The 12509-nt window shown below is 57.7% G+C and carries 11 protein-coding genes and 1 tRNA gene; all 12 read right to left on the bottom strand.

The window, feature by feature from the left end; translation table 11 throughout:
- Positions 1-2 precede the first annotated feature (2 nt).
- Positions 3-977 (bottom strand): ATP phosphoribosyltransferase regulatory subunit, encoded by a 975-nt coding sequence (locus HO274_RS12700; protein ID WP_273120203.1) that lies wholly within the window; start codon positions 975-977, stop codon positions 3-5.
- 25 nt (positions 978-1002) lie between these two features.
- Positions 1003-1197: a DUF2065 domain-containing protein gene (locus HO274_RS12695; protein WP_031595086.1), complete on the bottom strand. Its 195-nt coding sequence runs from the start codon at positions 1195-1197 to the stop codon at positions 1003-1005.
- A 2-nt stretch (positions 1198-1199) separates the two neighbouring features.
- Positions 1200-2093, bottom strand: coding sequence for a protease modulator HflC (gene hflC / locus HO274_RS12690; protein WP_031595088.1), 894 nt, complete (start codon positions 2091-2093; stop codon positions 1200-1202).
- A complete protein-coding gene (gene hflK / locus HO274_RS12685) occupies positions 2090-3316 on the bottom strand; it encodes an FtsH protease activity modulator HflK (protein WP_031595089.1) in 1227 nt (408 codons plus the stop codon). The genes hflC and hflK overlap by 4 nt, the downstream gene beginning before the upstream one ends.
- The gene (gene hflX / locus HO274_RS12680) at positions 3306-4535 is read right to left on the bottom strand and encodes a GTPase HflX (RefSeq protein WP_082783415.1); all 1230 of its coding nucleotides are present in this window, start codon (positions 4533-4535) and stop codon (positions 3306-3308) included. Before hflX ends, hflK begins: the two co-directional genes overlap by 11 nt.
- 4 nt (positions 4536-4539) lie before the next feature.
- Positions 4540-4782, bottom strand: a complete 243-nt coding sequence (hfq, locus tag HO274_RS12675; protein ID WP_031595092.1) for an RNA chaperone Hfq — start codon at positions 4780-4782, stop codon at positions 4540-4542.
- A gap of 161 nt (positions 4783-4943) precedes the next feature.
- A tRNA-Val gene (locus HO274_RS12670) sits at positions 4944-5020 on the bottom strand.
- A gap of 25 nt (positions 5021-5045) precedes the next feature.
- Entirely contained in the window at positions 5046-6377 is a 1332-nt protein-coding gene (locus HO274_RS12665; RefSeq protein WP_051861742.1) for an ATP-binding protein, read from the bottom strand.
- Positions 6374-7033, bottom strand: a complete 660-nt coding sequence (locus HO274_RS12660; RefSeq protein WP_273120197.1) for a response regulator — start codon at positions 7031-7033, stop codon at positions 6374-6376. Before HO274_RS12660 ends, HO274_RS12665 begins: the two co-directional genes overlap by 4 nt.
- The gene (locus HO274_RS12655) at positions 7033-10086 is read right to left on the bottom strand and encodes an efflux RND transporter permease subunit (RefSeq protein WP_273120194.1); all 3054 of its coding nucleotides are present in this window, start codon (positions 10084-10086) and stop codon (positions 7033-7035) included. Before HO274_RS12655 ends, HO274_RS12660 begins: the two co-directional genes overlap by 1 nt.
- Entirely contained in the window at positions 10083-11111 is a 1029-nt protein-coding gene (locus tag HO274_RS12650; protein WP_273120192.1) for an efflux RND transporter periplasmic adaptor subunit, read from the bottom strand. Before HO274_RS12650 ends, HO274_RS12655 begins: the two co-directional genes overlap by 4 nt.
- Positions 11108-12466: a TolC family protein gene (locus HO274_RS12645; RefSeq protein ID WP_035417492.1), complete on the bottom strand. Its 1359-nt coding sequence runs from the start codon at positions 12464-12466 to the stop codon at positions 11108-11110. The genes HO274_RS12650 and HO274_RS12645 overlap by 4 nt, the downstream gene beginning before the upstream one ends.
- Positions 12467-12509: the final 43 nt, after the last annotated feature.

The following is a 12509-nucleotide window of genomic DNA, read 5'->3' as shown; positions in this document are numbered from 1 at the left end:
GTTTATTGGAATGTTTTCAACCGGGGCAGAAGCGCCTTGAGATCCAAACTGAACCCCACGGCTGGACGCGCCTGCCCAAAACTCTCACCGATATCATCATACCGCCCCCCCCGCGCCACGGCCTCGGCAAATCCCGGACAATAGACAGCAAAAACCAGTCCGCTATGGTAATGGACACCGTGCAATTCTGCCAGATCGAAAGACAAGGCCGTATGGGCGGGCAAATGTTGTTGAACGGCATCGAGGGGGGCCAACATGGATTCCAGATCGGCCCATCCCGCCAATGCCTGACGCGCTGCTTCCAGAACCTGTCCGGGTGAACCATTGAGCTCACCCAGGGCAGAAAAACGCCAGTTCCACGGGGCTGGCAAAGCATGCGCCCAACGTTTCAAGGAAGGTACATCCCGTTGTTGCAAAATCTCGGTCACCTGCGCAGTCTGACTGCGATTCAATCCGGCCTGTTCGACCATCCGCCGAAACAGGGCCACCTGTCCCACATCCACACGCACTTCCTTCAGACCCAGTTGCTCCAGACAGGCCAATAGCAGGTTCAAAATTTCAAGATCGCCTTCCAGACCAACCACGCCATACAGTTCCGCCCCGACCTGAAAAGGTTCCCGGGAACGGGTCGGTGCCTCTGGATGGGTATGCACCACGGCCCCCGCATAACACAACCGATTGACGCCCTGATGATTCATGCCATGGGCATCGATGCGTGCAGCCTGCAATGTCATGTCAGAGCGCAACCCCAATTGACGCCCGGAAAGAGGATCCACCAAAGAAAAAGTCAAAGGCCCCAGTTCTTGCCCTGCCTCCACTGCCAGGGACTCCACAAATTCCACCAGAGGTGGAATGACGAGTTGATAACCCCGTCCCCGCAAGGTATCCAGCAACAGACGACGCGCGCCTTCAAGGCACCAGGCGGATTCTGGCAATAAATCTTCGATATGATCAGGCAACAGCCAGCGATAGGTCATGATTCTCCTTTCCGAAATAGGGGCCCTAGCCCGTCACCCAGACCACACATTGAAACAGGATAACCCCCAGCACGATGGCGCCAAAACCAAAGGAACGAACTTGACGGTCGCTCATCTGGCTCAGCCGGATCACCGTTTGACGCCATCGTTCGGGAACCAGAAAAGGAAGAATCCCTTCCAGTACCAAGACCAGTGCAAAGGTTCTCAGCAACACTTCCATGGTCAGTGCTTGAGGGGCGCTGAACCCGCCCCTGCGGGAGAATTGAAATAACGAAAAAAAGGCGCAGCAGGATCGAGAACCAATACATCTGCCTTGCTCTTGAAGCCTTGCTGATAAGTTTCCAGGCTACGGTAAAAAGCGTAGAACTCGGGGTTCTTTCCATAGGCCGCACTGTAGAGGGCGGCCGCTTTGGCATCCCCGCCCCCCTTGATTTCCTGGGCTGTACGAAAAGCATCGGCCAAAATCACCTCGCGCTGACGATCCGCATCGGCCCGAATCTTTTCCGCCTCGCCTGCACCGGTGGAGCGCAACTCGTTGGCCACCCGCTTGCGTTCCGCTTCCATGCGCCGATATACCGATTCCGTCACCTCCGGGGGTAGTTCGACACGGCGAATGCGCACATCCAGAACGTGCACCCCAATCTGTTGGGCATCTTTTTCCGCCCGCTGACGCATGGATTCCATGACGGATTCACGATCCCCCGATACCGCTTCATGCACCGTACGTTTGGCAAAGGCTGCACGCAGGTCATCATTGATCGTTTGAGTCAGGCGAATCTTGGCACGCTGTTCATCGCCGCCCACGCTCACATAGTACTGTTTGGGGTCATCGATCTTCCACTTGACGAAATAATCCACCAGCAGAGGTTTCTTCTCAGCCGTGATAAACCGCTCCGGATCATTGTTGTCCAAAGTACGGATACGGTTATCGAACAAACGTACGTTCTGAATCAGGGGAAATTTGAAGTAGAGACCCGGCTGGGTCCGGACGGCCACCACTTCGCCCAATTGAAAAACCACCGCATACTGAATCTGGTTGACCGTATACAGGGATCCAGAAAGCAACAGAGCCAATCCGGCAATAAAAACAATGCCCAAGCCCCAATTCTGTTTCATGGCCGTACCTCCCGTTCCCGATTGCGCATGGCATCACGTCCGCGCAAGTCATTCTCGGGTGGGGTCTCCTGAGGAGAATTGGCTGTCCCTGTTCCCACCGGGGATGGGGTACCTGCGCCGCTTGAATCGGAACCCGCCAAATTGGCCAAGGCACTGGCCTGGATCAATTTATCCAGAGGCAGATACAATAGACCCGTCCCCGATTTCTGGTCAGCTACAACCTTGCTGGTGTTAGCCAATACTTGTTGCATCATGTCCTGATAGAGGCGCTGGCGGGTGACTTCCGGCGCCTTGAGGTACTGCACCAATACCTGGTTGAAACGACTGGCATCGCCTTCAGCCCGTGCCACGACGCGCTGTGCGTAAGCTTTGGCCTCTTCGTTCAAACGGGAAGCCGCACCCCGTGCGCGGGGAATGACATCGTTGGCATAGGCCTGCCCTTCGTTATTCTGTCGGTCACGGTCCTGTCCGGCTTTGACTGCATCATCAAAAGCCGCCTGAACGGGTTCGGGGGGCTGGGCATTCTGCATGTTGACCTTGCTGATGGCAATACCGGTATGATAACGATCAAGGATCTGCTGTATCAATTTTTCTGATTCTGCTGCAATCTGGGAACGTCCTTCATACAGCACATAGTCCATCTTGCTGCGTCCCACCACTTCACGAATGGCAGTTTCAGCGGCCTGAACCACAGCCCCATCAGGATTGCGGTTATTGAACAGAAACTCCTTGGGATCCTTGATGGTGTACTGAATGGCATACTGATTGTCGATGATATTTTCGTCATCGGTCAGCATGAGAGATTCATGCAGGACCTTGGACTTGAGGGTATTTCGGTACCCCAGTTCCACCGTACGTACCTGCGCCACATTGAGCGGACTCCCCACCGCTTGTGCCTCGATGGGATAGGGCATGTGCCAGTGAGGGCCAGGCCCTGTCAGTTCCTGAAACTTGCCAAAACGGAGGATGACCCCTACCCGCCCCGCATCCACGATGTAAAACCCTGACAGCAGCCAAATAACCGCTACCACCGCCACTCCAATCAGGACCATGCGTTCGGGCGTTGGCAAGGGAATCGAGGGCATTCCCTTGCCGGGACGAGGAGGTGGCGAACCGGTTCCCGCCCCTCCCTTTTTGAAACGACGTAAAAACTGCCGCCACACCTCGTCAAGATCGGGTGGCCCCTGATTGAAAATCCACCAACGGAAATTTTTATGTGCCATGACTATCCTGTGTTTCCTGAAGGACCGGTAATTCACCCGGCCTGCCTGGGGACTGGCACCGTTCCAGAAAAGCTTGCCTGATCTCATTCAGGCCCATGCCTGTGAGCGCACTGGCCCAAACCGCCGAGATTGTACCACAGGCATCCCGTTCTATCCGCCCGCCTTCCTGGGCCAGTAAGTCCACCTTGTTATAAACGCGTAACTGAGGGACCTGATCTGCACCTATCTCCGCCAATACGAGATTGACCGCCTCGATCTGGGCCTCACGCTCGGGATCGGCATGATCCACCACCAGCACCAGTAGATCCGCCTCCCGTGTCTCTTCCAGAGTGGCACGAAACGCATCCACCAGAGTATGGGGCAAACGGCGCACGAAACCTACCGTATCGGAGAGGGTAACCTGCAGACCCGGCGCGAGATACACGCGCCGGGTCAAGGTATCCAAGGTGGCAAATAACTGATCTGCCACATAACTGTCACCCTGTGTCAGGCGATTGAAGAGCGTAGACTTGCCCGCATTGGTATACCCCACCAGAGAGACATTCAGTACCCCAGCCCGTTGTCGCGCACGGCGCTGCAACTGAACGGTACGGCGCACCTTGACGAGACGGGATTGCAGGGTTTTGACGCGCACTGCCAGCAAACGGCGGTCCGTCTCCAGTTGGGTTTCTCCTGGTCCGCGCAGCCCGATTCCTCCTTTCTGCCGCTCCAGGTGTGTCCAGCCCCGCACCAGGCGCGTGGACAAACGCTTCAACTGAGCCAGTTCCACCTGTAACTGACCGGTGTGGCTACGTGCGCGCTGGGCGAAGATATCCAGAATCAAACTGGTCCGATCAATGACTCGACAACCCAGGCGCTGTTCCAGATTGCGCTCCTGCACAGGGGACAGTTCATCGTCCACGATAACCAGTCCGATAGCCTCGGCCTGAACCCGTGCCGCCACTTCCTCGACCTTGCCCGACCCCAGGAAAGTGGAGGGATCGGGACGCTCGCGGCGGCCCTCCATCCAGCCCACCACTGTAAGACCGGCGCTTTGTGCCAAGCGCTGCAACTCGTCCAGAGAGAACTCTACAGGGCCACGTCCCAGAACCAGGCGGACCAGCAGCACACGTTGGGCATTGGCTGATACCTCCTCAGACACACGTTCCAGGCCACCCTGCCCTGCCTTGGTACGCGCCGAGGCACGACCCCGACCCAGAAGTGGGCCCAAATCCGTCATGAAGTTAATCTTCGGCGCCGGGTTCCGGGGTATGGAGGGTGATGCTCCGCGCCGGGACGACTGTGGAAATGGCGTGCTTATAGACCATCTGGGTCGTGGTATTTTTGAGCAGTACCACATATTGATCAAAGGATTCCACCTGTCCTTGCAACTTGATGCCATTGACCAGATAGATGGAAACGGGGACATGCTCCTTACGGAGTGCGTTCAGAAACGGGTCTTGTAACAGTTGCCCTTTGGCGCTCATCATGATTCCTTGTAGGGTTTGGTTGTATTGTCAGCGAAACAGCCCTCTCACCGAGAGGTGGACTGCACATTCTACCGGATTCGAGCCGTTACCGGGCAAAGAGTTCCCCTTACCCGGTTCAATGGGTCAGAAAAAATCGTAGGGCAAAACGGAAAGGAATTTGGTAGGCGCGATTGGATTCGAACCAACGACCCCCACCATGTCAAGGTGGTGCTCTAACCAACTGAGCTACGCGCCTACGGATCGTGTTTCAAGCCTGCTCATTATAGGGCATCCCGATTATCCCGTCCAGTCACTGGAGGAAAATCCCGTTTCAGGTGTTGGCAGTAACGAAAAATCAGTCCTCTCCCGACAACACGATCCTGCAGGCTCACCTCACCCCCCAAACGCTGAGCAGCCTCGCGGGCAATGGTCAACCCCAATCCGCTGCCGGCCACATTGGATCCCATCACCCGGTGAAACGGCTCGAATACCCGGAGTTTTTCATCCTCTGGAATACCCGGACCGGTGTCCTCCACCTCGAACACACCGTAGGGCCCCTCGATTCTGATTCGCAAGGTCACTTCACTGCCCTCCGGGGCATAACGCAAGGCATTGTCCAGAGCATTGCGCAGAATGAGGGGCAGCAACTGGGGATCCGAAATCACTTCCAGGGTTTCTGGACACTCCAGTCCCAGGTCCATGTGCCGAGCCTCGGCCAGCGGCATCAAATCGCTCACCAACGTGCGCCCTAACTGGAAACAGGAAACCGGAATCCATTGTGTCGACCCCACCTGACTGCGCGCATGGCTCAGCAACTGTTCCACGAGTTGGCAGGTGCGCACAATGCCTTCCTTGAGCGGTTTTATCCGTCCGGACAAAGAGATCGGCGCAGATTGCTCCAGATTCTGAACCTGAAGCAGCAAGGCCGTCAACGGACTGCGCATCTCATGGGCAGCATCGGCAATGAAACGACGCTGCGCTTCCATCAACGTACGAATGCGTGCCAGCAACCGATTGATGGAGAGCATGAAGGGCACGACTTCAGCCGGAATGGCTTGGGCACTCAGAGGTTCCGGTTGCTCCGGCGACTGGTGATCCAGTTCTCGGGCCAGGCGCGGCAAGACGGCCAGTTCCCGACGGACCACATGCGCCACCAGCAGCATCAGCAGCAGCAGCAGCAGCAGCAGGGGCACGAGGGTCCAGAGGGCGCTGTGCAGCGCCAGATCGTCCCGCGCATCAATGACCTGGGCCACTGCAATCTTGCCTTGGGTACCCGGACGAATGAATACCCGCCATTCCCCTTCCGGACCCTGAACAGTATGAAATCCCGCAGACAAATCGGAGGAAATCCAGGGAACCTGCCTGGATGGCAACACGCTGACCAAAATGCGGGTCTCCGGATCGATGTCACGGTCGATGGGAAGCCCCAGTCCGCTGTTCTGACGTAGAAATTCCGTATCCACCAGGGCAGCGATCTGACGCAGGGTATCATCCTGAAAATCTTCGCCTTCGTCATAGGCAAAACGGAAGGAAACCATCCCGGTCAGCACGCCCGTCACCAGGATCGTCACCCCCAGCGCGCGCAACAACTGTCCCTGCAGTGACCGCTTCATCGGCGTTCCACACGCCAACCCGTCCCTCGAACATTGCGAATGACATCCGCCCCCAATTTGCGCCGTACCCCATGAATCAGAAAGTCTACGGCATTACTTTCCACCTCTTCGTTCCAGCCGTAAATCTGTTCTTCCAGTTCATGGCGGGTCAAAATATGTCCGGGGTTCAGAAGCAGTGCCTGTAGCAAGGCAAACTCCCGTGCACTCAGAACCACTCGAACCTTCCCCCGCCCGGCTTCGCGCGTGGCCGGGTCGAGGGTCACGTCGCCATTGCTCAGAAGGGGCGAGGCCTGTCCTCCCTGACGGCGGATGACAGCACGCAGACGGGCCAGCAATTCATTCAAATCGAAGGGTTTGATCAGATAATCATCGGCGCCGTAATCCAAACCGGCAATCCGATCCTCCACGGCATCCCGGGCCGTGATGATGATGACAGGCAGGCGCTGCCCCGCCAGACGCAGGCGTCGCAAAACCTCCAGTCCATCCCGGCCAGGCAGCCCCAAATCCAGCAGCACGGCCTGATAGTCACTGTGCTGCAAGGTCCCCGACACCGCCAACCCATCAGAAATCCGATCCACGGCGTAGGCATGGTCGCGCAGGGCCAAAGACACCGCTTCGGCGATCATGTCGTCATCCTCCACCAACAGGATACGCATCAGGGGTGCGGCTTCCGCTTCAGTTCAAAACGGTGTGACGTCAAAACATAAAACAGGAGGGGCATTACCACCAGCACCAAGGGCAACTGCACCATCATCCCGGAAATGATCGCAATGGCCAGGGGCTGCTGCATCTGCGCCCCCTCTCCCCAAGCCAGCGCCAGAGGAAGCAGGATCAGAATAGCCGCCAGGGTGGTCATGGCAATAGGACGCAAGCGATTCTTCCCGGCTGTGATCAGGGCCATTTGCCGGTCCAAACCAGGATCGAGACTGCACCATTCGGAAAAGTAAAAGATCGCCACTTCCGTGACGATGCCCACGATCATAGTCATCCCCATCATGGCCGAAATGTTGATTTCGATGCCCGTCAGCCACAATCCGATCATAATGGACGCCAAGGACAGAAGGGGCATCAGCATGACCACCAGGGCGATACGAAAACGCTCGTAAAGCGCCAGTAACAACAGGAACACCAAGGCCACCGCCGCCAGGAAAACCTGCACCAGACCCTTGAACGCCGCTTGCTGTTGCTGATACAACCCGCCCAACTCATAGTACCCCCCCACCGGCAAGGTGACAGAAGCCATGACCTTTTGCACTGCGCGCAGGGTCGATCCCATGTCACGCCCACTGATGCGCGCCGTCACTGCAACCATTCGCTTCAGGTTATCACGATTGATTTCGGGTTGCCCATTGACGCTACGCAGGGTAGCAATCCTCCGCAAGGGAAAGAGATGACCATCCGGTGCGCGCAGCATCAGTCGTTCCACCTGATACACATTGGTTCGAAGGGGCTCCGGGATCCACACCCGCACGTCGATCATTTTATAACTGTTTTGCACCTGAGTCGCCACCACCCCGGAAAGTTGGGCCGACAATAGCCCCGTCACCATGGCAGGATCCACCCCTTCCAGAGCAGCCCGATCCCGATCCACATGAATTTCCAGGGCATCTCCCGCCGGATTGATGCCATTCTTGACATCCACCACCCCGGGGATTTTGCTGATGGCCGCTGCGGTTTTCACGGCGACACCCTGCAAGACCTCCGGATCATCGGAATACAATTTGATCTCGATGGGTTCGGGTACCGAGGTCAGGTCCCCGATCATGTCCTCCATCAACTGGTCCAATTCGATTTCCAGGCCCGGTACCTGCGTTTCCACCTCGTGGCGAACTCGATCCATGACCTGTTCAATGGGCTGGCGGGGTTGGGCTTTGAGACGGATGAAGAAATCACCTTCGTTGGCCTCGGTGACCCCGCCACTCAATTGCGTTCCGGTGCGCCGGGAATAGGTCTCCACGTTGGGGTCCGCCTTGATGATGGCTTCCACTTGGCGTAACAGGCGGTCGGTTTCAGTCAGCGAAGTTCCCGGTGGAGAACGATAATCGAGAACGAAGCCCCCTTCATCCATGGTGGGCATGAACCCCGAACCCAGCCGCTCCCAGGCCAGGCCCCCGGCTCCCAACAGCGGCAGAATGAACAGCAGAACCCTTGAGGGGTGCCGAAACAACCCGCGCATCAGGGCATCATAATGATCATGCACCCAGCGGGTCAGACGCCCCCCTTCTTCCTGAAACGCATCCCGGTGACCAAGAAAAATATCCGCCAGCAGAGGAACAGCCAGCCAGGTTACCAAAAAGGACAGGAACAAACAGATCACCATGGTCAGGGACAACGCCTTGAAAAAGGCGCCTGTCACCCCGTCGAGAAATGCCAGAGGAATGAAGATGATCATGGTAGCTGCAGAGGAACCCACCAGAGGGGCCGCAAACTCCCGCGCCGCGCTCATCACCCGCTCATGGGTCAATTCGTGGCTGGAGCGCAGACGACGGACGATATGTTCCAGCATGACGATGGCATCATCGATGATAAGTCCCACTGCGGCAGCTATTCCGCCCAGAGTCATGATATTGAAACTCATGTCCAGCACTCTGAGCAGGATCATGGAAGTCGCCAAGACAGCGGGAACCACCAGCAAGGCAATGATCGTCACCTTGAGATTGCGCAGGAACAGAAGGAGGATACCCGCTGCCAGAGCCACGCCGATGAAAATCGCGTCGCGCACACTGGCAGCAGCCTGCAACACCAGTTGACTCTGGTCGTACCAGCGCGCCAGTTTAACTCCGGGCGGCAGATGAAACGCCCGAATACGCTGCTCGATGGCGCGGGAAATCTGTACACTGTTGCCCGAAGGTTGCTGATAGACATTCAGCAAAACAGCTTCGCGCCCATCAGCGTTGACCCGAATCCACTGAGGGGTGGTCCCGATGGAGACCACGCCCACATCCCCGACCCGCTCCACTCCACCGGGACTGCTCAACAGTACGGTCTGACGGAGGTCCGCCAAGGTCTGCAGGCGCGTATCGGAAATCCCCAGATATAACTTGTAATGGTCCTCCAGGCGACCGATGGCCGAAATCACGTTGGCTGCTCCCAGGATCCGCGCCACATCCGCCACGGTCAGGCCACAGGCCTGCAACCGACCCGGATCAAGGGTGACCCGGTACTCCTCCTGGGCCCCCCCTACGGTCTGAACCCGTGCCACTCCTTCCACCCCCGACAAAAGTGGACGCAACTGATATTGCGCCAAATCATGCAGCGCCGTAAGGGGCACCCGATCCGATGTCAGACTGTAGGCCATGAAGGGAAAGACCGTCGGATCCATGTGACGGGTCAGCATGGTGGTCCCGGCAGGCAGGGTGGACAGAATCTGCGCAATGGCCGCATCGATCTGCATGGTCGCCACGGTCATGTCGCGCCCCCAGGGAAAGTTCACCGAAACTTCTGCCGTGCCCCGACTGGTGGTAGAACGAACCGACAGTACCCCTGGCACCCGGCGTACCATTTCCTCCACCGGAATGGTCACCTGCATGGCCATCTGTTCGGCCGGTCGATCCCCTGCATCGAGGGTCACTTCCACCCGAGGAAAATCCACCTGGGGAAAGAGGGTGACCGGCAATCGAAAGGCCGTCACACTCCCGGCAATCACCAGTGCCAGCAAAAAAAACAGCAGGGACCGCCGGTGGGCGCGTACCCATTGACCCCAGTTCATCGTCCAGTCCCACGCACGGCCATGCCGTCGGCCAATTCATAATTGCCCTCCACCACCACCGGCAAGGTTGGGTTCAGGGCCCCTTCCACCCCGGTCATGGTACCGTTTTCAAAGGCAGTCACGGCCACCCGATGGGCATGACCCTCCTGTACCTGAAAAAGGTACGCCTCCCCCGCCTCATCGCGCAGCACCGCAGAGCGCGGTACGGTCCACAGGGTTTGGGTCCGCACCTCCAGTGTCGCGCGCACCTTCATACCCAGAACCGGATCAACCCCAGGATCCAGTCGAACCCACAGGTCCACCCCCTGGGTCTGGGCATTGATCATGCCCTGGAGGGCCACCACGGTTCCGTGCCAGGATTGTGGTGGCCCGAAGAGCGGCGTCAGGGTGACCGGCATGCCCTCGCGCACTTGTCCGGCTTCCTCCACGGGAAGTGTCAGTTGAACTTGAGGCTGCGCTCGTCGCGCCAATTGCAAAATGGTGGTCCCCGCTGGAATGCGTTCGCCCTGTGCCACGCTTTGAGTCAGAATCACACCCTCAAAAGGGGCGCCAACGGTCACCCGTTCACTGCCTGCCCCCAACCGATCCTGGGCCCGCAAGGCACTTTCGGCATCGCGTAGTGCCTTGCGGGCGGCCTCCAGTTGGCTGACCGTAACCAGTTGTTGCTCGTACTGCCGTTGAAGACGGGCATATTCGTTGTGCGCAAAGTCCCACGTGGTCTGCGCCTGGGTATGACCCACTACGCTGGTCGGGTCCGTTACGAACTCGAAAAGAGGTTCCCCCTGGGCCACCCTCTGTCCGGGCGTCACCCGTACCTGATCCACCATCCCGGCACGGGGCAAGGCAATGCTTTGAGTATTGCGCGGTGTCGAAGTTACCGTACCATAGCCCGTTACCGTAAAACTCATGACTTGACGCTGCAAAGGCTGGGTACGAATTTGTACCACGCCTTCTTCTTCCCCTTGGGCAGTGACGACGCTCAGAACCATCGCCAGCATCCACAGTCTGGTTACGAACCGATTCATTTCAACTCCTTGTAGGGAAACTCGCCTCCCACCAGCGTCTCGAGTGCCACGCGCTCTTCCTGCATGGCCTGTTCGAGCGTAATTTTTTCTGTCAATTTAACCAGGCGCGTTTCCTGCACCAGTGCGTTGGCCGACAAATCCACCGTCCCCGCTTGCAAGGCCAGCGCGGACTGTCGGGCAACCTGGGTTTGCAAGGCCAGGTTCTCGTCGAGGGCACGGAGCGTGTGTTCCAGTTGGGCCAAATCTGACAACAACTGAGCAATTTCCTGTTGTGCCGTATTGATGCGCAGTTGATATTCATCGTGCAGTCGCTGGCGGGTGGCCTTCTCAATGGCGATCACTCCGCGGTTGCGATTGAAGATAGGAAGATTGGTGCTCACGGCGTAACCATGATAATTGGTGCCATTATTGTCACGGGCCTTGAGCAAGCCGAAATTGATGGCCGGAAACTGACCCAGAATGGCTTGCCACAAACGCTGATCCTGGGCATCATAGCCCGCCGCCAGGGCACGTAAATCAGGGCGACGTTGAGGGAGAGTCGGCAGTTGGGCGCGCACCGCCGCCGCATCGAGAATCGGTACCCTGGCCTCGCCCACCAGATTCAGCACCGTTTCCGGGGCCAGACCGAGCAAGGCATTCAGAGCCATCCGATTCTGGGACAGCACCAATTCCGTATCGCTGATCTGACGTTCGATCCCCTGCAGCACCGTAGCATCCACGCTCAGCACCGTCACAGTCAGGTTCCCCTGAGCCAGAGCGCCTTCTTCACGGCGCTGAAGTTGTACCGCAATCTGTCGGCTTTCCTGCAGAGTGTCCCGCAAACCTTCTTCGGCACGAATGCGCACGAATAATAGCCGGGCCTGACCCACCACCTGCCACTCCTGCCAGAGCAAGGCCAGATCCGCCTTGCGCGCTTCTGCATCAGCAGTGGCCTGGCGCGCATGATGCAACACCAGGGCACTCAAGTCATAATTGAGTCCCACATCGAAAGCAATGACATTTTCTCCCGGCGTACTGGTCTCGGGAATCTGCGGCGAGTAATAGAATTGGGGATCGGGCAACAATCCGGCATCGAAGGCTTGAGCCCGCGCAATACCCAAATCGTCACGCACCAATTTGAGATCGGGGTTATTGACCACCGCCAGGGTAGCCACTTCCGTCATGTCCAAACCATCGCGAGGATCGAAGGGATGGGCAGCCAATTCGGGGAAGGGCAAACTTTTGGGATCCACCTGGAGACGGGGCAACCCTTTGGGCCAGGTTGGCGTGCTCACCAAAGGTTCGGGCTGATAAAAGGTGCACCCTGCCAACAGGGTCAACCCCAGAAACCACCCACTTTTGCTCCCTCTCCCCACGCTTTTCTCCCGTCAAAGACCCGGTGATACCCAGGCTACTGAC

The organism is Ferrovum myxofaciens, assembly GCF_013181415.1.
Taxonomy (GTDB): Bacteria; Pseudomonadota; Gammaproteobacteria; order Burkholderiales; family Ferrovaceae; genus Ferrovum; species Ferrovum myxofaciens.
The sequence above is the reverse complement of the archived record's forward strand: the minus strand, read 5'-3'. Positions and strand labels throughout refer to the sequence as shown.

Coding starts and splice junctions, on each gene's coding strand:
- HO274_RS12700 (WP_273120203.1), bottom strand. CDS start 977: ATGACCTATCGCTGGCTGTTGCCTGATCATATCGAAGATTTATTGCCA.
- HO274_RS12695 (WP_031595086.1), bottom strand. CDS start 1,197: ATGGAAGTGTTGCTGAGAACCTTTGCACTGGTCTTGGTACTGGAAGGG.
- hflC (WP_031595088.1), bottom strand. CDS start 2,093: ATGAAACAGAATTGGGGCTTGGGCATTGTTTTTATTGCCGGATTGGCT.
- hflK (WP_031595089.1), bottom strand. CDS start 3,316: ATGGCACATAAAAATTTCCGTTGGTGGATTTTCAATCAGGGGCCACCC.
- hflX (WP_082783415.1), bottom strand. CDS start 4,535: ATGACGGATTTGGGCCCACTTCTGGGTCGGGGTCGTGCCTCGGCGCGT.
- hfq (WP_031595092.1), bottom strand. CDS start 4,782: ATGAGCGCCAAAGGGCAACTGTTACAAGACCCGTTTCTGAACGCACTC.
- HO274_RS12665 (WP_051861742.1), bottom strand. CDS start 6,377: ATGAAGCGGTCACTGCAGGGACAGTTGTTGCGCGCGCTGGGGGTGACG.
- HO274_RS12660 (WP_273120197.1), bottom strand. CDS start 7,033: ATGCGTATCCTGTTGGTGGAGGATGACGACATGATCGCCGAAGCGGTG.
- HO274_RS12655 (WP_273120194.1), bottom strand. CDS start 10,086: ATGAACTGGGGTCAATGGGTACGCGCCCACCGGCGGTCCCTGCTGTTT.
- HO274_RS12650 (WP_273120192.1), bottom strand. CDS start 11,111: ATGAATCGGTTCGTAACCAGACTGTGGATGCTGGCGATGGTTCTGAGC.